The sequence below is a fragment of the Bradyrhizobium sp. MI1.7 genome (assembly GCF_055811795.1).
In genome coordinates, this window is record NZ_JBVVPO010000010.1 from 91,758 (window position 1) to 111,793 (window position 20,036).

The window sequence follows — 20,036 nt, forward strand, 5'->3', positions numbered from 1 at the left end:
ACCCCGCCTCGCGCGCTCTCCGCCCCGGGGGCTGCGGGGGGGGGGGGCGGGTGTGTGTCTGCGGTTTCTCGGTTGGTTGGCCCTATTATTTGGGGCCCGGGGGGGGGGGGGGCGCCCCCCCCCCCCCCGTCACATTGCGTCGATCCTATTCGCCGATCACGTCGCCGAACAGCTCCCAGGATTTTCCGTTGAAGCGCGCCATCTGCAACTGCCGGATCGGCGTCACCTGCTCGGCCGAGGTGTTGAGCTTGATGCCCGGCAGCAGCATCGGCAATTCGACATCCCTGAACGACTGCGTCTGCTTCATCAAATTGGCGCGGGTGAGGTCGTTGCCGGCGCGCTGCAGCACCAGCTCCATGATCTGCGCCATGGTGTAGCCGGTGACGTTGAAGACGTCGGCCGGATCGGCGCTCGAATTGTACGTCTTCATCCACTCGCGCCAGGCTTTCATGCCGGAATCATTCTCCCAGCGCGGATCACCGGGATCCTTCTGGAAAGCACCGGTGACGATGCCGACGGAATTGTCGAGCCCGGCCGGCACCAGCACGGAGCCGACGGAGTTGGAAACGGCGGGAAGGATGATCTGCGGCTTCCAGCCGAGCTCGGCGATCTTCTTGATCGCTTGCGCCGCGAATTTCGGCGTGCACTCGTTGAAAACAACGTCGGCGCCGGCGGCCTTGAACTTGACGATCTGGGAGTCGACGGTCGGATCCGATGTCTCGTAGGTGGCCTCGGACACGATCTGGTTGACGTGCTCCCCTAACCCTTCTTTGAAGCCGGCGAGATAGTCGCGCCCGGGATCTTCGTTCGGCGTGATGACGGCGATTTTGGCATTCGGCTTGTTCGCAAGAATCCACTTGGCATAGATGCGGCCTTCGGTCCGGTAGGTCGGCTGCGAACCGGTGGTCCAGGGAAAATGCTGCGGATCGTTCCAGCGGCTGGCGCCGCTCGACGGGAACAGCTGCGGGATCTTCTTGGCGTTGAGGTATTTCTGCGCGGCGATGTTGGGACCGGTGCCGAGCATTGAGAACATCGCCAGCACCTCGTCGCCCTCGGCGAGGCGGCGAACCTGCTCGACCGTCTTCGACGGGGAATAACCGTCGTCCATGCTGAGCAGCTCGACCTTGCGGCCGTTGATGCCGCCCTTGTCGTTGAGCATCTTGAAATAGGCGATCTCGGCGCGGCCAATCGCGGAATACGCGGAGGCCGGTCCCGAGTAGGGCATGGTCTGCCCGAGCTTGATCGACGTGTCGGTCGCGCCGGTGTCGTAGTTTCCGGCCATCGCGGCCGAAGTGGCGCCCAGCGCCGCAAGCAGAGCAACGACTCCGCGGACCAGTTGTCTTCCCGGCATGCTCGGCATCTCCTTCCCAGGCAAGACGCATCGACGCGCGAGCTCACAGCTGCCGCCGGCGCCCTCCACTTTCTTCTTGGTTATCATCGTCCGCATCGATTGCGATGCCGGCGAGTGCGACGATACCTTGATTATGAAGCGTGAGATGTAGCGAAGAATTCAGATGCGTATGCGCGGCTTGCAGCCGTTCTATTTTACGCGCGCGTCACACGACAATGTGAGCGTCAGACCTCAAGCCATTCCTGGCGCACGGCGGCATTGGCCTTGAGCTCGTCCGGCGTCCCCTCGAACACGACGCGGCCGTGGCCCATGATGTAGACGCGCTTCGAGATCCGCATCGCGATTGACAGCTTCTGCTCGACGAGCAGGATGGCGACACCGGCCTGCGCGATGCGCGCGATGAGATCGCCGACCTGCTGCACGATCAGCGGTGCCAGACCTTCGGTCGGCTCGTCGATCATAATGAGGTCCGGATCGCCCATCAGCGTCCGGCAGGTCGTGAGCATCTGCTTCTCGCCGCCGGACAGCACGCCCGCGGCCGTATCGGCACGCGCGGCGAGATTGGGGAACATCTCGAGCATGTCCTCAAGCCGCCATTTGCCGGGGCGGCGCGTGTCCTTGACGCCGAGCAGCAGGTTCTGGCGAACCGTCAGGCTCGGGAAGATATCGCGATGTTCAGGGACATAACCGAGGCCGAGGTGCGCGATCTTGTAGCTGGGAAGGCCGGCGATGTCCTTGCCCTTGAAGCGGATCGTGCCTTGCGGCGCGACCTCGCCCATGATCGCCTTGACCGTGGTGGAGCGGCCGACACCGTTGCGGCCGAGCAGGCTCACGACCTCGCCTGCGGCGACATCGAGGTCGACGCCCTGGAGGATGTGGCTCTTGCCGTAATAGGCGTGGAGATCCCTGACCTCGAGCATCAATGCGCTTCCTCGCCGAGATAGGCTTCCTTGACCTTCGGATCGCGCCGGATCTCTTCCGGCGTGCCCGAGGCGATGATGTGGCCGTAGACCAGCACGGAGATGCGGTCGGCAAGGCCGAACACGACGCTCATGTCGTGCTCGACGATGACCAGGGTCTTGCCCTCGGTCAGCCGCCGGATCAGCGACACCGCGCGGTCGGTTTCGGCGTGGCTCATGCCGGCGGTCGGCTCGTCGAGCATGACGACCGTGGCCCCGCTCGCGATGGTGATGCCGATCTCGAGCTCGCGCTGCTCGGCGTAGGTCAGAAGTCCCGCCGGAACATCGCGCCGGTGCGTGAGATGGATGTCGTCCAGGATCTGGGCCGTGCGCTCGCGCACTTCCGGCAGGCTGTCGACGTTCTTCCAGAAGGCGTAGCGATGCCCCGTCGCCCACAGCACGGCACAGCGGACGTTCTCCCAGACCGACATGCGGGCGAACACGTTGGTGACCTGGAACGAGCGCGACAGGCCGCGCCGGTTGATCTCGAACGGCCGCAGGCCGGAGATCACATCGCCGTTCAGCTTCACCTCGCCCGAGGTCGGCTTGATGTGGCCGCTGATCAGATTGAACGTCGTGGATTTTCCGGCGCCGTTCGGACCGATGACGGCGTGACGCTCGCCTTTCGCGACGCTGAGGTTAAGGTCGCGGATGATGCCGACATTGCCGAAGCGTTTTTCGACGGCGCGGACTTCGATGGCTGCGCTTTTTCCGGGTACCGCTCCGCTCATGCCAGATACCCCCGGTCACGGGCGACCGTCGCAGCCCTGTCCCACGCGTCCGCGATCCTCCGCCAGCTCAGCCGCGCGACGAACGCACCGCCGACGACGAGAACTGCTGCGGAAATCCACGTCACCGGGGATTTCGCATTGAACGGAATGCCAAACAGGTTGATCGGGTCGCCGCCGGAATAGCGCGCGACCGTCTCGATGGTGAGGATGACGCCGCAGGCGAGCGCCAGGGTCGGCACGACAGCGACGAGATAGGACGGGATCACCGTCCACAGCGTTCCGGCGCGAACCAGCGGCCGGTGCATCATCAACAGGCCGGCGATGCCGCCCGGCGCGAACATCACGATGCCGATGAAGATGATGCCGAAATAGAGCTGCCAGACGCTGGTGAGGCCTGTCAGCCCGAGCTGGAGATAGGTCACCAGGATCGCGCCGAGGATCGGCCCGAAGAAATAGGCGATGCCGCCGATGAAGGTGGAGAACAGCACGAGGCCAGACTGGATCGCACCGAGCAGCGCGGAGTTCGCGATCTCGAAATTGATCGCGGTCAGGCCGCCGGCGACGCCCGCGAAGAACCCGGCAAAGCAATAGGCGAGATAGCGGACGACGTGAGGATCGTAGCCGATGAACTGGACGCGCTCGGGATTGTCGCGGACCGCGTTGCTGATCCGCCCCAGCGGCGTCCGCGTCAGCGCGTACATCGCAATCGCCGACAGCACCAGCCAGAACGCGATGAGGTAATAGACCTGAACCTGCGGCCCGAACGACCAGCCGAACATCTTGGGCAGCGCCGTGCGATCCGTGGTGATGCCGGCTTCGCCGCCGAACACCGAACGCAGGATCAGCGAGGACGACGCCACCAATTCGCCGATGCCGAGTGAGATCATCGCGAACACGGTGCCGGCGCGCTTGGTCATGACCCAGCCGATGATGATCGCGAAGACGAGACCGCCGATCCCGCCGAACAGCGGAATGAACGGCAGCGGGATCGGCCAGCCGTGCGACACCACCGCATTCATCATGTGGCAGGCCGCGAAACCGCCAAGACCATAGTGAACGGCGTGACCGAACGACAGCAGTCCGGTCTGGCCGAGCAGGATGTTGTAGGAGAGCGCGAAGACGATCGCGATGCCGATCAGGCTGAAGGACGTCAGCGAGCCGCCGGAGGAGAAGATCAGCGGCAGGACGATCAGCGCGGCAATGCCGATCAGCCAGACGCCGTAGAAGCGCAGGCCGTCGCCGGCGGGCTTCGATGTCGAAATCGGTTTGGCGGTCATGACTCGCGCGTCCCCATCAGGCCCATGGGGCGAACGATCAGAATGAGCACCAGCAGCATATAGGGAACGATCGGCGCGACCTGCGCGATTGTGACGTTCCAGATGTCGGTGAGGACCGACGGTCCCGTCGACGGATCGAGCGGTCCGAACGCACTCGCCAGCGAGCCGTTCAGCGCCACCGCAAAGGTCTGCACCAGTCCGATGACGAGCGAGGCGATGAAAGCACCGGGCAAGGAGCCGAGGCCACCGAACACGATGACGACGAACAGGATGGGCCCGAGCGCCGCGGCCATGTCCGACTGCGTGACCAGGGCCGGACCGGCGATGACGCCGGCAATGCCGGCGAGCGCGCTGCCGACGCCGAACACCACCATGAACACCCGCCCGACATTGTGGCCGAGATGCCCGACCATGTGCGGATGCGTCAGCGCCGCCTGCACGATCAGGCCGACGCGGGTGCGCTTGAGCACGACCAGCAGCGCCACGAAGATCACGACCGACACGGCCAGCATGAAGATCTTGTAGGCGGGATAGTTGGTCGAGAAGATCGTGAAGGCCGGGAAGTCGAGCAACGACGGCACGCGGTAGTCGACCGGGCTCTTGCCCCAGATCATCGACACGATCTCTTCGATCGCAAAAGCCAGACCGAAGGTCAGCAGCAGTTCCGCGACATGGCCGTGCTTGTGGGTGTTGCGCAGGCCGTAGCGCTCCACCGCCATGCCGATGGCGCCGACCAGCAGCGGCGCCAGCACCAGCGCCGGCCAGAAGCCGATCCACTTGGTGAGCTGGAAGCCGAAGAAGGCGCCGAGCATGTAGAAGCTGGCATGCGCGAAATTGAGCACGCCCATCATGCTGAAGATGACGGTCAGCCCGCTCGACAGCAGGAAGAGCAGCATGCCGAACAGCACGCCGTTCAGGGTCGAAATGACAATGAGTTCAAGCACAGCGCACTCGTCTCTGTCCGGGGCCTGATGGCCCCGGTGAACATCGCCCAATCAAGAATAGTCCGGCCACCGCCTTCCCGCGACCGATGTCGGCCGCGGGAAAACGACGGATGTCGTGATTACGGCCGCGCCATCTTGCAGGTCGTGGGGACCATGGCCTGCGCCGTGTCGACCTTGGAGACGAGGTGCCAGCCCCAGCCGGTGTTTTCCTCGTCGAAGGGCTCATTCTCGGTCAGCTTGCCGAAGGAGGAAATGTAGATCGGCTGAAGGAACTGGTGGTCGTCCTTGCGCATGATGCCGTTGCCGCCGTCCAGGACCTCGAACTTCAGGTCCTCGAGCGCCGCCGCCACCTTCACGGGATCGATCGAGTTGGCCTTCTCAGCAGCCGCCTTGAACATGCGCATCTCGTTGACCGCACGCGGGTACCAGAGCGACAGATTGACCTTGGCGCGGAACGCCTTCTCGTAATCCATCGCGGTCTTGTTGCCGGAATTCGCAAAGCCTTCGGTGATCTGGAAGACCTGATGATCGAGACCGGTCTGCTTGACGGCAGTGGGGCCGCCGGCGCCGCCGGCATAATAGGTGTACCAGTTGACCTTCAGGCCGGCGTCAGCGGCAGCCTTGAGCAGCAGCGCGAAGTCCTGGCCCCAATTGCCGGTGACGACGCTGTCGGCGCCGGACGCCTTGATCTTGGCGATATAGGGCGAGAAATCGGTGACCTTCAGCAGCGGATGCAGCTCGTCGCCGACGATCTGGATGTCGGGCCGCTTGGCGCCGAGCATCTTGCGCGCGTCGGAGCGGACGGACTGACCGAACGAATAGTCCTGGTTGATCAGGTACACCTTTTTGATCGAGGCGGTGTCCTTCATGTAGTTGGTGAGCGCCTCCATCTTGATGTCGGAGCTCGCATCCCAGCGGAAATGCCAGTAGCTGCACTTCTCGTTGGTCAGGCTGGGATCGACGGCGGCGTAGTTGAAGTACAGCACTTCCTTGCCGGGATTGCGCGTGTTGTTCTTGGTGACGAAATCCGACAGCGCCGCGCCGACGGACGAGCCGTTGCCTTGCGTGATGTAGTGGACCCCGGCGTCGATCGCCTTCTGGGCCTGCACCAGGCTTTCCTGCGGATTGGTCTTGTTGTCGAGCGGCACGATCTCGATCTTGTGGCCGAGAATGCCGCCCTTGGCGTTGAGCTCGTCGGCCAGATACTGGAATGTCTTCAGACCACCCTCGCCGACGCTGGCACCACCGCCGGAGAGCGGATCGATGTAGCCGATCTTGAGGGTGTCCTCAGCCGACGCGGCATGACCGAGCATCGGGGCGATCACGGCAATGGCCAAAGTGAGCTTGCGCATTTTTTCGTTTCCTCGCTGGCTATCGACTTTAGTCGATGGGCTTTTTGCGCATGTTGCAGCGCAATTGCAGATCCCTAATGAGCAGAACGAACTTTGATTTTCAAGCTCGGCGAGACATGGCTCCGGCCATCGTTATGAAATGTGAAGGCGGCTGCCCGTCTCGCCGGCAGCTTTCCGCGACGAGGAATAGAACGCAAGGGGAAACTGGCCTGCGCGGCGCCTGACGACGCAGGTGTCGCAGCCGTCTACAGGCTGCGATAGTTCGCGATTCCCGACAGGTCTGGCGTGAATCCGAGCCCCGGTTCCTCGCCGAGGACGATCGTACCATCAGTGACATTGGCAACGGCACCGCAGAACCGGTCGCGCAGCGGATTATCGTTGGCGTCGACCTCGAGCCAGCCGTCGCCGCCGATGCCCGCAAGCAGATGCGCCGAGGCAAGCAGTCCGATGCCGCCGCCGAGATAATGCGGGCAGAACGTCTTGCCCGCCTTCAGAATGTCGCGCGCGACGCCAGCGCATGCGCTCAGCCCGCCCCATTTCGCGATGTCGGGCTGAACGACGCCGAGCACGTCTTCGGCCAGGACGTCCTTGAATCCCTCGACGCTCGAAATGTTCTCGCCCGCGGCAATCGGCATTTTCGCGGCTGCCCGCAGCCTGCGCCATTCCTCGCGCGGCCGGTCGGCGCGGATGGGCTCCTCCAGCCATCGCAGATCGAACGCGGCCAACCGCGGCACCATCTCCAGCGCCTGATCGACCGACCAGCCCTGATTGGCATCGGCAGCGAGCATGCCCGCACCGACGATCGCGCGCAGCGCGGCCAGATTGGCGAGGTCGGTCTCGGCACCGAAGCCGACCTTCAGCTTCAACGCGCGATGGCCACGCGCGAGCGCGGCTTCGGCCGCCTGCGCGGCGCCGCCCGGATTGATGCCGCTGGCATAGACCTTGATCCTGCGCGACTGCCCACCGAGAAGCCGCCACAGCGGCAAGCGCTGCCGGCGCGCGGAGAGATCCCACAGCGCGAGATCGATGCCCGAAATCGCCTGCGCGAACGGACCGGGCTCGCCGCATTGAAGCGCCAGCACTTCGGTACCCTTCGTCAGGACCTCGAAAGCCTGGGCGGGGCCGTAGAACCTGCGCCCGACAAGGCCCGGAGCCAGCACTTCGTTGACAAGCCGGGCACGGTGCTCGGCGCCCGGTGCAGGAAAGTTGGACCAGGCTTCGCCCCATCCCTCGACACCGTCCTCGTCGACTGCGCGAACGAAGACGGCCGGTCGGTTGAGCATCTTGCCGAACGACGTCACCACCGGCGTCGCCAAGGGATAGCGATAGCAGAACGCCTCGATCGAGCGGATCGTGAAGCTGTCAGTCGTCATATTGCAGGTCCTGCGACCGAGGTGAGACCACGCGGGACCGTTACCATCTCAGTAGGCGCGCGCGAAGTCACCTTCCTGCTTGATATCAGCGAACACCGGGAAGCGCGCCTTCCACGCCGTGCCCTTGGCCGTGGTCAGCTGATTGAGCCGTTCCAGCACCCCAAGGCCATCCTTGCGCAGGCTGGCCGACACCGCTGCGCGATCCGGAAAGTTCTTCAGGACGGCATCCAGCCAGATGGTGCGGCCCGCCAGGAAACCGCTTGCGCCTGCGGCATAGGAGTAGTCGAGCACGCGCTCGAACTTTTCAGGCGCAGCGCCGCCCGACAGCAACACCCAGGGGATGCTGCGTTCGCGGCAGATTTCGCCGATCGCATCGAACTCCTTCTGCGACGCCTTTGCTTCCGCGCTGCCGTCACGCGCCGGCAGGCTGTTGGCTGCAAGCGGGCTCTCCAGCTTGAGGAGATCGACGCCATATTCGGGCTTGGCAAATTCGCGCACGCTGTCGATGACGAGGCCCGGGAGCTTGCCGGGCGATTCCACGTAATCGGCCGTGTGATTGGCGCTGCCGAGGAACGGGTAGACCAGCAACTCGAGCACGTAAGGGATATCGTGACGGGCGCAGTCTTCGCCGATTTCGCGCACGAAGCGCTTCTGGTGCTCGTTCACCGCGGCATCGGCGTCCGGCCGGTACCAGGCCAGCACCTTGACGGCGTCGCCGCCCATCGCGCGGATCTTCTCCACGCTCCAATTGGTGATCGCGCGCGACTTGCGGCCGCCCGCGGTTTCCTCAACGCGGTGCTCTTCCAGCGTCATGATCAGGCCGCAGCGCGGCGGCAGCAGGTCGATAGCGGCAGGCACTGCGAAGTTCGGGTCGAACAGCATCGAACTGCAATGCGGTGCGAGGTTCTCGACCAGGAGACGCTTGGCCGCCGTGACGTCGGAATATTCGACCTGATCCCGCGTGATCCCCTTCGCCTTTGCAATGGCGTCGAACAATGGCGGCCGCTGATCCAGCGCGACCATGCGAAAATGGCCATCCGCGTCAGCAAGCCGTGCCAGGCCGCGGTTCTTTCCAATCGTTCTCATGGCTTCGTCCTCATGAATACAAGACACTCGTTGATCTCGGGGATTCCGTTACGGCCGCCGGCGTGGCGGCATTTCATGGCGGCCGTCGCCGCCGAAAACGCCATGGCGGCGCGCACGTCGAGGCCGGCGCCGATTGCGAGCGCATAGGCGCCGTGGAAGACGTCGCCCGCGCCCGTGGTGTCGACGACGTCGACGGCGTAGGCGGCCTGCCGGTGCAGTTGGCCGTTCTCGTGCCAGCTCACGCCGCCCTCGCCGCGCGTGACGGCGACGACGCGGCAGCCGAAGCGCGCAAGGGCTGCGAGAGATTTATCTTCGGCCGAGCCGGCAAAGGCGGCGAGTGCAGGCTCGGAGAAGATGGCGTGATCGGTCAAGGGCAGCAGCCGCTCGAATACCTCGGCATCGGCCATGTCGCCGTCGAGCACCGTCGGGATGTTGCGCGATCGCGCTTCCCGAAACAGCGTCGCGGCACCCTCGACCCAGCGCGGATCGGCCAGCACGGAGGATGCGCGCGCGACAGCTTCGAGCGAAAGCCAGTCTGCGGTCTCCGGGTAAAGGCCACGGAAATTCACGATCTGCCGCTCGCCGGAGTTGTCGACGATGACCCCGGACACGGACGAGCGGCCATCGGGGAACAGCCGGAAATTCTCGACATCGACGCCTTCAGCGGTGAAGGCCGATTTCATCTCGTGGCCGGCGGCGTCATTCCCTGCCCGTCCCCAGAACGCGACGGACGCGCCGAGCTTCGCTACCGCGACGCTCGCATTGGCGGCCATGCCGCCGCCAAGCGTACCGTACTCGACGGCCTTGATCTTCTCGCTTCCACCCGCGAATGGCCGATCGACGCGCCAGACCTGGTCGAGCGCGGATAGCCCGAGGCAGATCACGTGCACGGGCTTCGTGCCGGACGCAACGTCCGCGAGATCCACTATATTGGCCGGCGCGCTCACCGCAGGACCTGTCCGTTGGATGCAGCAAACAAATGCGTCTTGCCCGACTGTGGGCGCAGATTGATGCGATCACCAACCTTCGGCCGCAGCGCCGGATCGACCCGCGCGATGGCGGAGCCGCCGGCGAGATCGAAATGGATCAGCGTGTCCGAGCCGAGCGGCTCGACCAGCTTGACGTTGATGGCGATGCCATCGGCGGCATCAGTGGCGATGGCAAAGTGTTCGGGGCGAATGCCCAGCACGGCGTTGCCGGCTTTGCTCAGGCAGCCAGCGGTCTCGCCGTCCAGCGGCACCACCGTTCCGCCTTGCGACAGGATCGCGCGCTCCTGACGCCATTCGACCGGGAAGAAATTCATCGCGGGCGAGCCGATGAAGCCGGCGACGAACTGGTTGGCGGGCCGCTCGTAAACCGTCTCCGGTGTATCGTATTGCTGGATCGTGCCGCTCTGGAGCACGACGATCCGGTCGGCCATGGTCATGGCCTCGATCTGGTCATGCGTCACGAAGACCATGGTGGTCTTCAGCTCCTGCGACAGCGCCTTGATCTCCGCCCGCACCTGCCCGCGCAGCTTCGCATCGAGATTGGAGAGCGGCTCGTCGAACAAAAAGGCCTTGGGATTGCGCACGATGGCGCGGCCCATGGCGACGCGCTGGCGCTGGCCGCCGGACAACTCCTTCGGCTTGCGATCCAGATAAGGCTCGATGTGCAGCAGTGCGGCTGCACGCTTCACGCGGGCGTCGATCTCGGCCTTCGGCGTGCCTCGCAGCTCCAGCGCAAACGACATGTTGTCGTAGACCCGCATGTGCGGGTAGAGCGCGTAATCCTGGAACACCATCGCGATATCGCGTTGCGCAGCCTGGACGCCGTTGACGCGCCTGTCGCCGATGTAGAGATCGCCGGACGAAATCGGCTCGAGGCCGGCGATGATGCGCAACAAGGTCGACTTGCCGCAGCCGGACGGGCCGACGAAGACGACGAATTCGTGGTCCGCGATCTCCAGATTGAGATCGGGGATCACGGTAAAGTTGCCGTAGCGCTTGGTGAGGTTGCGGATAGAGATCGAGGCCATGATCGCTCAGTCCAGCGCCAGCACGGGCTTGATCAGCTCGCCCTTGGCGAAGCGGGCGAAATTCTCTGGCAGAGCCGACAGGCCGAACTCGCCATCGACCAGGACGCGGTATTCGTCCTTGTACTTGCGCAGCAGTTCGACATTCGGCTCGAAATCCGAGACCGGGAAGTAGAAGGTCCGGATCATGTAAAAATCCTTGCGGCGGAAGACCTTGCCTTCCTCGATGGTCCAGGGCGCGGCGTTCTCGCCGACCAGCACCAGCGCACCGCGCGGCAGGACCAGCTCGATGCCGAGGTTGCGCGCCGCATGGGCGCCGGAGCATTCCATGATGAGGGCAAAGCGCTTCGAAGTGTCGCCGACGGGATGCGCCTTCGCGCCGAAGGATTGGGCGATCTTCAGGCGTGTGGCGTTGGGATCGGCGACGTAGATGTCGTCGTAGCCGAGCGCGCGGAGCGCCAGCACGACGCCAAGGCCGACGGGCCCCGCACCCATCACGAGGACCGGCCCCGCCTCATTCGGCGGCACGACGCGGCTGACGAAGCGCACGGCGTGGCCTGACGTGCCGATGGTGTCGAGCAGCAGCGGCGCAAGGCTGTCCTCGATATCATCGGGCACCGGCAGCAGGCAGTTTTCCGGCACCGGCACATATTCGGCATAGCCGCCCGGCCTGTTCCAGCCGATCAGACTGGAGACGTCCAGGCACATCTGGGTGTCGCCGCGCTTGCAAGCGGCGCAGTGACCGCAGTGCAAAGGGATATAGACGGCGCAGCGGCGGCCGTGCAGGCGATGACCGGGCTGCTCGACCACGCCAAAGATCTCGTGGCCGGCGGTGAACTCGGCGCCCTTGTGCCAGAGCTTGAAGTCGGAGCCGCACAGCGCAGTGCGCGAGACGCGGACGAGCACTTCACCTGGGCCGACATCGGGCATCGCGACGCGCTCGATGGTGATACGGTCATTGCCGTGGAAGACCGCGGCCTGCATGATCGAATTCGGACGGGGCGACACGTTCATTTCGATACCTAGCCTTTCACCGCACCGAGCGTCAGTCCGGACACCAGCCAGCGCTGAACCAGGGCCGCCAGCACCAGCGGCGGCAACGCGATCAGCGTTGCAGCCGCCATGAGGGCGCCCCATTGCGTCGAGCCTTCGCCGATGAAGTTGAAGGCCGCCGCGATCAGCGTCTTGGTGTCGCCGTTGGAGAGCACCAGCGCAAACAGGAAGTAGTTCCACGAAAACACGAAGGCCAGGATCGCCGAGACGGCGACGCCTGATGCCACCAGCGGCAGCGCGATGCGCCAGAGGATGCGCGTGGCGCTGCACCCATCCACCTGCGCCGCCTCGAACACGCTGCGCGGAATGCCGTCGAAGGACGGCAGCAAAACCCAGATCACGATCGGCAGCGTGATGACGGCGTGGCTGAGGATCAGCGCGGTGTAGGAGCCGATCATGTCGACCTGCCGGAACATCACGTACCACGGCAGCAGGAACAACGTGCCGGGCGCCATGCGCGCGGCGAGCGTCAGGATGGCCGGCCACGAAATCCGCGTCCAGGAGACGGCGAAGGCAGCAGGAATTCCAAACAGCAGACCGAGCGCGGTCGAGCCAACGGTGACGATGAGACTGTTGAGCGCGTAGCTGAGGAACGGCGTGGTCCTGGTCAGCTCGACATAGTTTTCCAGCGTCGGCGAGAAGCTCAGCGTCGGCGGATACGCGGTGACCTCGAACGACGGCTTGAACGAGGACAGCACCATCCAGACCGTCGGCGCCATGATGAGCACGCCGGCGAGCAGGAGCTGCACCGTGTTGAGCCAGCGGATCCAGCGGTCGGTGTTGGCGGCATCGTTCATGACATCACCAGGCCACCGCGCCGCGGAGGCGATTGAAGGCGAGCACGGCGCCGAACACGATCGCCGTCAGCGTCAGCATCAGGGCACTGGCATAGCCGATGTTGAAGAATTCGAAGCCGACCCGGAAGCCGTAGATGTTGAGCGTGTTCGAGGCGTTGCCCGGGCCGCCCTGGGTCGTGATGTAGATGATGTCGAAGAAGCGCAGCAGATCGACGCTGCGCAGGATCGCCGCGGTGACGATGGTCGGCAGCAGCAGCGGCAGCGTGATGCGCTGGAAAGTCCTGAATGGAGACGCGCCGTCGATCTGCGCCGCCTCGTAGACGCTCGGCGGCAGGGATTGCAGGCCGCCCAGCACGATCAGGGCGACATAAGGCGTCCACTGCCAGCTGTCGATCAGAGCCACGGTAGGAATGACCCAGGTCGGCGAGGCCAGCCAGTCCGACGGCGGCAGGCCGAACGACTGGAGGATATAGTTGGCAGCACCGAGCGACGGATCGAGGATCACCAGCCACATCATGCCCGCCACCACCGGCGGCATCATGAAGGGCGAAATGAACAACGAGCGCACGATCCCCGGCAGCCGCTTGGCGTGGAACAGCACCAGCGCCAACCAGACGCCGAAGACGAGCTGCAGCACCAAGGACAGCACGAATAGCGCAATGGTGATCCACAGCCCGTGCCAGAATTCGTAATCGGAGATCAGCTTCGAATAATTGGCGAGGCCAGCGAAGGACTGCTTGCCGGTCGAGGAGAAGGTCTGGAAGCCGAGCCAGATCGTATAGACGACCGGAAACGCGATCATCGCGACCGTGAAGACCACGGCCGGCGCCGATAGGGCCGCCATCTCCAGCTTCTGCCGGTCCTGCGTGAGTGTCGCAGCCGTATCAGACATGCGTTCGTATCCTCGATCGAGTTGGGTGCCGGCAGGCAGCAAGCCTGCCGGCATGAGGCCGTTAGTTCAGCGCGATTAGCGCATCCAGGGCCTTGTCGGCATCCGCGCAAGCCTGATCGACGGTCTTCTGCTTCAGGATCAGATCTTGCACCGCCTGCCCGATGAACTCGCGCGATTGCGGATTGGCGACGATGGGATAGCCGACCTCGGAGGAGCCCTTGGTGGCGAGCACGTCGAGCGCGGCCTGCCATTCCTTCCGCACCGGCTCCTCGTCGATCCACTTGCGATATTCAGGATCCTTGGCGACCGACGGACGCGGCGGGGCAATGCCCTGAAGCGCCATCTTCTTCTGCACCTCGGGGCTGGTCGCCCACTGCACGAAGTACCAGGCCGCATCCGGCTGCTTGCTGTGCGAGGACACTGCCATGCCCCAGCCGATCGTGGTCGGCACCTGGCCGGCATCGCCCGCCGGGAACGGCAGCAGGCCGGTGTCCTTCAGGCGCGCGCCGCCTTCCATCACCGTGCGCAATTCATTCGACGACTCAAACGCCATCGCGGCGCGGCCGCCGCGGTAGAGCGCCGAAATCTGCTGGAAGCTGTAGTTGACGACGCCAGGCGGTCCGAAATCGCGCAGCAGCCGGCTATAGGTGTCGAGCGCTTCCTTGCCCTTGGCTGAGCAGAGGTTCGACTTGCCGTTTGCGACATAGCTGCCGCCGACATTGTGCAGCATGTTGCTGAAGGTATAGGCGATCGCGGGCTTGAGGCCGCGCGAGACGAACGGCGTCACCGTGCTGTCGCAGCTCTTGATCTTCTCGGCAGCGGCCTCGACGTCCTTGATCGTCTTCGGCGCCTCGAGGCCGCACTTTTTGAAGATGTCGGTGCGGTAATAGAAGATCGGGCCTTCGATGTTCATAGGCATGCTGGTCAGCTTGCCGCCGAAGGTCGCGGCCTTCAGCAGGGCCTGGCTCAATCCGTTGGGGTCGTATTCCTTGGCCACCTCGTTCTTGGCCATCGCGGTGAGATCGCCGTACCAGCCGGCGGCGGCGAACTGCTCGCCCTCGCGCGAGGGCAGCGTCATGAACACGTCCACCTCGTCGCTGTTCGCATTCATGACGGTCACCAGACGCTGGCGCATCTGCTGCTCCTGATAGCCGTCGACCTTGAGGGTCATGCCGGTCAGCTTCTCGAAATCGGCCTTGTAGGTCAGCAGCGCCTGCGACACCGGATTGTTGTTGGCGAGAAAGGTGACGGTCTTGCCCTTGAACTTCATCCAGTCGAAATCGGCGGCGTGCGCCTGCGCGGTCGCCGCAGCAATCGCGAGAACGGGCAACGCGACGTGGGTCGCGAGCATCCTGGCCTTCATCGAACTCTCCTCCCGGCTGGCCGCCTTAAGCTGGCGGACCATTTTGAAAACGTTTGAGCAGCGCTTGAAAACGGTTACAAAATAGACCTCGCATTCGCCGTGTCAAGCGATGGACAAGCCGCACAATCTGCGGCAGATTTGCGACATTGCCGCTACCATGCGGTTCGCTACGCCCGATGTAACGTTACATTCATGAGACTGACCAACGCCAAGTCTGTGAAACAGGGCATCCGCGCCGTGGCGGCCCGCGCCGGCGTCTCGACGGCATCGGTCTCGCGCGCCCTCAACAACCCCGACGCGGTGAGCCCTTCCTTGCGGGCGCGTATCGAGCAGGCCATCGACGCGCTCGGCTACATCCCGCATGCGCCGGCGCGCATCCTGTCGTCACGCCGCTCGCGCACGCTTGGCGCAATCGTTCCAACGATCGACAACACGATGTTCGCGCGCGGCATCGCCTCGCTGCAGCAATATCTGTCGTCGGTCGGATACATGCTGTTTCTCACCACGAGCGGCTACGATCTCGACGTCGAATTGCAGCAGGCGCGCAATCTGATCAGCCGCGGTGTCGACGGCCTCGTGCTGCGCGGCGATTGCCATCACGACGGATTGCGCAAGCTGCTGGCGGACAATGCCGTACCGTTCATCAATGTCGGCATCTACCAGCCCGACCGGCCCTATCCTTGCGTCGGCACCGACAACGAAGCCGCCGCCCATCGCGCCGCCGCGCATGTCATCGAGCTCGGCCATCGCCGCATCGGGATCGTCTCGGCGCTCCAGCGCAACAACGACCGCGCCAGCGCGCGCGTCGCCGGTTTTCGCCGCGCGCTGACGGAGAACGGGCTCGAATTGCCTTCGCAATGGCATGTCGAGGTGCCCTATACGCTGGACGACGCGCGCGAGGCGGCGCGCTATCTCCTGGGCCTCGAGGACCGTCCGACAGCCGTTGTCTGCGGCAACGACGTCATCGCCTATGGCGTGCTGCTCGAAGCCGAGCGCAGCGGTTTTTCGGTGCCGCGTGACCTATCGGTGGTCGGCTTCGACGACCTCGACTGGAGCCGGCATTTGCGGCCGAGCCTGACCACGATCCACGTACCGACCGGAGAAACCTGGCAGCGCGCCGGCGAATATCTGGTGCGCAGCCTCGCCGGCGAGCAGACCATCATGCATCGCGAGATCGACTTCTCGCTGGTCGTCCGCGAGTCGACGGCTGCGCCTCCGAAATCCCTGAAGTGAGACATTCCCGATGAATCCGAATTTTTCTCTCGCCCCCGGCTTTCATGCCGTCGTGATCGGCGGCGCCGGTGACATTGGCGCCGCCATCAGCAATCAATTCTGCGATCTGGGTGCGACAGTGACAGCAACGGGTGCGAACGAGGCCGATCTTGCCCGCACCCTCCTCAAACCGCGCGCGGGTCTCACGCTCGCGACGCTCGATGTCACCGATGACGAGGCCGTCACGTCCTTCGCCCGGAAACACAAGCGCGTCGACGCGCTGATCAACTGCGCCGGTATTCTCGCGCGCGACAAGGAATTCGAGATCGAGACCTTCATAAAGGTGCTCGACGTCAATCTCACCGGCACGTTCCGGACCTGCATGGCCTTTCATCCCCTGCTCGCGGAGCAGACGGGATCGATCGTCAACATAGCTTCGATGAACGCGACGCTGGCGCTGCCGCGGATTCCCGCCTATTGCGCCAGCAAGGGCGGCGTCGTGATGCTGACCAAGGCGCTGGCTTTGAAGTGGGCCGAAGAAGGCATCCGCGTCAACGCGGTCGCGCCCGGCTATATCGAAACCGCGATCAACGCCGCCGGCCGCAGCGACCTTGCGCATTATCGGCGCATCGCCGACCGCACTGCCTTCAAGCGCTGGGGACATCCGGAGGACATTGCCGGCGCCGTTGCCTTCCTCTGCATGCCGGCTTCGCAATATGCGACCGGCACCGTCATTGCCGTGGATGGCGGCTTTCTGGCGGGGTAGCGCGGGTTCTATACGCCCAGCGCCTTGCGATTGAACGTCCGCAGGAAGCGCAGCGACAACGTCCGCACATTCGCGACGTTGAGCAGCCAGGCCGCAGCGGCGTAAGCAACCCCGCCCGCGGAGCTGACGACCATCAACGCCACGATACCGGTACCGCCGACCTGTGTCCGCGCAATGAGGATGGCGCCCGCCATCGCCGCAGCCGAAGCCGCAACGCCGGCGAGGCGGTTGACGTCGAACGGCACGGGATGGGCGCGGTGCATCAGGGCGACGGCGACGACGAAGCCGAGCGCTTCGGTGGCGAGGGTGGCGAGCGCTGCGCCGTAAAGGCCGTAGCCGGCGACCAGCGCAAACATCAGTGCCACGCTCAAAACGAGCGTGAGGAACGACTGCGCCGCCAGCATGAACGGCCGCTCGGCGAGCTGGAAGCTGATCTGCACATAGAATTGATTGGCGATGCCGAAGAAGCGCGCGAGCACCAGCGTCGGCAGCAGCGCCGACACGCCGGCGCGGAAATCGACGCCGACGAGCGTGCCCGCGACCTGGTCGGCCGCGAGCGCGAGCCAGACGGCGACGGGTGCGACGACGACGAGCAGCAACTCGAGGCTCTCGCTCAGCCGCTCCCGCGTCGTCTCGCTGTTCTTCTCGGATAGTGAGCGGAACACCAGCGGCACGGTTGCCGCGGCGACGCTGGAGGCGATCATCACCATGAACTGGCGCGGCAAATCGGCGGCGACGCCGAAAATGCCGGCGGCGTCCTTGCCGAGCAAATAGGCTACGATGAGCCGGTCGCAGGCCGAATAGACCGCAACGGACAATCCGGCCAGCGTCAGCGGCAGGCCGTAGCGCGCCAGCTGCATGAACTGGCTGCGCTGGAAGCGCGCGATCTTCGTGCGGTCGCCGACGAGATTGAGAATGATGCCGGTGAGCGAGCCCAGACCGAACGCGGCGAGCAGTCCCAACCCACCCCAGCCGAGCCAGATGCCGAGCAGGCCAAAGCCGACGCTCGACACGCTGCGGACGATCGAGATCGCCGCGAACCTATAGGGGCGCAATTTGGCGCGTTCGAATTCCTGGCCGACATCGACGGCATTGGCCATGATCGCCACGAACATGCTGGCGAGCAGCAGCTCGACGCTGAGGTCGCTGCGGAACAGAATGACCAGCGGCGTGGTGGCGCAGAGGACCGCGGCCGTCAGCCCGAAGGCGACCATCGCCGTGCCGCGAAAATCAACCTCCGCCGACATCGCCTGATAGCGGGACACCGACAGCTTGATCCAGGCGAAGAAGATCGCGCCCAATATGCCGGCAAGGCTGATGCCGACGACATAAACGCCGTACTCGGCCGGCGTCAGCAGCCGCGTGTAGGCCGTGACCGCAAAGAAACCCACCGCTGCGGGCAGGATGTAGGCGACGAGATAAATCGAGAAATGGCGGTTCAGCATGCGAGCACAGGACCGGCAACGGTGTTGCGATGGTGACGGCCGTTAATCAATGACCTTGGCGGGGCGAACAAACTGCGCCGCAGCATCTCTCAAGAGTGTCACATAAGTCTGCAGATCGGGCGGCGAATGAGGCTGGAAGGCCGCTTTCGCGCGTTAGCGTTAAATTTGCCCTTTCCCTGGGGCGGTTCGAGCGATCACGACACGAAACCCTGATCCAGACTGGAACAGCGATGCAGCGCCACGCGCGTTGCGCACCGGACATCCGCAAAGGTTAACCCAACGACAGGAAACCCCGGCGTCGCAAGGCGCCGCTTGGTACGATGGCGCGTTGGTTCCCAAAGGAACGTCCCACCGTGACCAGGCTCGACAGACGCGAATTTCTCCTCGGCAGCGCCGCAGCACTCGCGGCGGGGGCATCGGCGTCCGCCGCACCGGCATCAAAACTCGCGCAGCGCCGTCCGGGCTTTGGCGCTGCGGCGACGCTCTGGGACCTGCAAGCCGATCCCAGGCTCGGCGAAGCCATCAGCACCTATTGCACCCAGGTGGTGCCGGTGCTCGAGCTGAAATGGCCGATGCTGCGGCCGAACGCGCACACGTTCAACTTCGAGCGCGCCGACGCGATTCTGGATTTCGCCAGGGAGAACGATCTGACGATGCGCGGCCACGCGCTCGCCTGGTATCACGACATTCCGGACTGGACCAAGCAGATCAAGGACACCAAGGACGTCGAGCGCGCCTATGTCGACCACATCGGCACCGTCGTGTCCTATTACAAGGACAAGCTGACGTCGTGGGACGTCGTCAACGAGCCGATCCCGGACAATCCGAAGAAGATCACCGACCGGCGCGACACGTTCTGGACGCAGCATCTGGGCAACCGCTGGATTCCGCTGGCCTTCCGCACGGCGGCCGCGGCCGATCCCTTCGTCAAGCTCGCGATCAACGAATATGACATCGAGTCGGCGAAGGACTCGTTCATTGCCAAGCGCGCGGCGTACCGCAACCTGATCATGGACCTGCTCGACCAGGGCGTGCCACTGCACGCCGTAGGCCTGCAATCGCATCTGCATGCCGAGCTCGAGATCGACACGCATGGGCTCGCCGAATTCGTCACCGAGTTGCGCTCCTGGGGCCTCGATGTGCTCGTCACCGAGCTCGATGTCGACGACCAGAAGCTGACAGGCAATCCGGCGGAGCGCGACGCCATCGTCGCCAAGCGCGTCGACGACCTCCTGACCGCGATCTCGACCAGCGGCCCGGTGCGCTCGATCCTGACCTGGGGCCTCTCGGATCGCTATAGCTGGATCAACGGCACCTTCGCCCGCGCGGACAAGCAGCCGAACCGCCCCTTGCCGCTCGACGGCGAGTTCAAGCCGAAGCCGTTCATGGACGTCATCAGCAAGTTCACGAGAGACGCCTGA

The 20,036-nt window shown here is 64.4% G+C and carries 18 protein-coding genes; 3 read left to right on the forward strand and 15 right to left on the reverse strand.

The features are described 5' to 3' along the window. Window positions 1-145: 145 nt before the first annotated feature. The 14 genes from AC0L3X_RS12655 to AC0L3X_RS12720 all read right to left on the reverse strand — a co-directional run bounded on the left by AC0L3X_RS12655 (window position 146) and on the right by AC0L3X_RS12720 (window position 15,192). Window positions 146-1,360 (reverse strand): ABC transporter substrate-binding protein, encoded by a 1,215-nt coding sequence (locus AC0L3X_RS12655; protein WP_371496415.1) that lies wholly within the window; start codon window positions 1,358-1,360, stop codon window positions 146-148. A gap of 215 nt (window positions 1,361-1,575) precedes the next feature. After that, window positions 1,576-2,271: an ABC transporter ATP-binding protein gene (locus AC0L3X_RS12660; RefSeq protein ID WP_063985355.1), complete on the reverse strand. Its 696-nt coding sequence runs from the start codon at window positions 2,269-2,271 to the stop codon at window positions 1,576-1,578. Then, the gene (locus AC0L3X_RS12665; protein ID WP_063985356.1) at window positions 2,271-3,041 is read right to left on the reverse strand and encodes an ABC transporter ATP-binding protein; all 771 of its coding nucleotides are present in this window, start codon (window positions 3,039-3,041) and stop codon (window positions 2,271-2,273) included. The genes AC0L3X_RS12660 and AC0L3X_RS12665 overlap by 1 nt, the downstream gene beginning before the upstream one ends. Continuing rightward, entirely contained in the window at window positions 3,038-4,318 is a 1,281-nt protein-coding gene (locus AC0L3X_RS12670; RefSeq protein WP_063985357.1) for a branched-chain amino acid ABC transporter permease, read from the reverse strand. Before AC0L3X_RS12670 ends, AC0L3X_RS12665 begins: the two co-directional genes overlap by 4 nt. After that, complete coding sequence (locus AC0L3X_RS12675) at window positions 4,315-5,262, reverse strand: branched-chain amino acid ABC transporter permease (protein WP_028158956.1); 948 nt, start codon at window positions 5,260-5,262, stop codon at window positions 4,315-4,317. The genes AC0L3X_RS12670 and AC0L3X_RS12675 overlap by 4 nt, the downstream gene beginning before the upstream one ends. A gap of 119 nt (window positions 5,263-5,381) precedes the next feature. Then, window positions 5,382-6,614: a branched-chain amino acid ABC transporter substrate-binding protein gene (locus tag AC0L3X_RS12680; protein WP_063985358.1), complete on the reverse strand. Its 1,233-nt coding sequence runs from the start codon at window positions 6,612-6,614 to the stop codon at window positions 5,382-5,384. Between the two features lie 245 nt (window positions 6,615-6,859). Then, on the reverse strand, window positions 6,860-7,987 hold the full coding sequence (locus AC0L3X_RS12685) for a mandelate racemase/muconate lactonizing enzyme family protein (RefSeq protein WP_063985359.1): 1,128 nt from the start codon (window positions 7,985-7,987) through the stop codon (window positions 6,860-6,862). A gap of 48 nt (window positions 7,988-8,035) precedes the next feature. Next, on the reverse strand, window positions 8,036-9,073 hold the full coding sequence (locus AC0L3X_RS12690) for a tagatose 1,6-diphosphate aldolase (protein WP_063985360.1): 1,038 nt from the start codon (window positions 9,071-9,073) through the stop codon (window positions 8,036-8,038). Beyond that, a complete protein-coding gene (locus tag AC0L3X_RS12695; protein ID WP_063985361.1) occupies window positions 9,070-10,020 on the reverse strand; it encodes a sugar kinase in 951 nt (316 codons plus the stop codon). Before AC0L3X_RS12695 ends, AC0L3X_RS12690 begins: the two co-directional genes overlap by 4 nt. Further along, window positions 10,017-11,090, reverse strand: coding sequence for an ABC transporter ATP-binding protein (locus AC0L3X_RS12700; RefSeq protein ID WP_063985362.1), 1,074 nt, complete (start codon window positions 11,088-11,090; stop codon window positions 10,017-10,019). The genes AC0L3X_RS12695 and AC0L3X_RS12700 overlap by 4 nt, the downstream gene beginning before the upstream one ends. A 6-nt stretch (window positions 11,091-11,096) precedes the next feature. Continuing rightward, window positions 11,097-12,101: a zinc-dependent alcohol dehydrogenase family protein gene (locus tag AC0L3X_RS12705; RefSeq protein ID WP_063985363.1), complete on the reverse strand. Its 1,005-nt coding sequence runs from the start codon at window positions 12,099-12,101 to the stop codon at window positions 11,097-11,099. 8 nt (window positions 12,102-12,109) lie between these two features. Beyond that, window positions 12,110-12,937, reverse strand: a complete 828-nt coding sequence (locus AC0L3X_RS12710; protein ID WP_473316432.1) for a carbohydrate ABC transporter permease — start codon at window positions 12,935-12,937, stop codon at window positions 12,110-12,112. Window positions 12,938-12,941: 4 nt separating this feature from the next. Continuing rightward, complete coding sequence (locus tag AC0L3X_RS12715) at window positions 12,942-13,829, reverse strand: carbohydrate ABC transporter permease (protein ID WP_063986668.1); 888 nt, start codon at window positions 13,827-13,829, stop codon at window positions 12,942-12,944. A 61-nt stretch (window positions 13,830-13,890) separates the two neighbouring features. Beyond that, window positions 13,891-15,192 (reverse strand): ABC transporter substrate-binding protein, encoded by a 1,302-nt coding sequence (locus tag AC0L3X_RS12720; RefSeq protein WP_063986669.1) that lies wholly within the window; start codon window positions 15,190-15,192, stop codon window positions 13,891-13,893. A gap of 192 nt (window positions 15,193-15,384) precedes the next feature. On the opposite strand from AC0L3X_RS12720, the gene AC0L3X_RS12725 reads away from it, so the two are divergent. Both AC0L3X_RS12725 and AC0L3X_RS12730 read left to right on the forward strand, forming a co-directional pair. Then, complete coding sequence (locus AC0L3X_RS12725; RefSeq protein ID WP_063985365.1) at window positions 15,385-16,425, forward strand: LacI family DNA-binding transcriptional regulator; 1,041 nt, start codon at window positions 15,385-15,387, stop codon at window positions 16,423-16,425. A 10-nt stretch (window positions 16,426-16,435) separates the two neighbouring features. Then, window positions 16,436-17,170 carry an SDR family NAD(P)-dependent oxidoreductase gene (locus AC0L3X_RS12730; protein ID WP_063985366.1) on the forward strand — a complete coding sequence of 245 codons (735 nt, stop codon included), beginning with the start codon at window positions 16,436-16,438 and terminating at the stop codon, window positions 17,168-17,170. Between the two features lie 8 nt (window positions 17,171-17,178). Here the strand turns inward: AC0L3X_RS12730 and AC0L3X_RS12735 are convergent, their stop codons facing one another. Beyond that, window positions 17,179-18,615 carry a lipopolysaccharide biosynthesis protein gene (locus tag AC0L3X_RS12735; protein WP_063985367.1) on the reverse strand — a complete coding sequence of 479 codons (1,437 nt, stop codon included), beginning with the start codon at window positions 18,613-18,615 and terminating at the stop codon, window positions 17,179-17,181. 353 nt (window positions 18,616-18,968) lie between these two features. Between AC0L3X_RS12735 and AC0L3X_RS12740 the strand changes: the two genes are divergently transcribed. Next, window positions 18,969-20,036 carry an endo-1,4-beta-xylanase gene (locus AC0L3X_RS12740; protein WP_063985368.1) on the forward strand — a complete coding sequence of 356 codons (1,068 nt, stop codon included), beginning with the start codon at window positions 18,969-18,971 and terminating at the stop codon, window positions 20,034-20,036.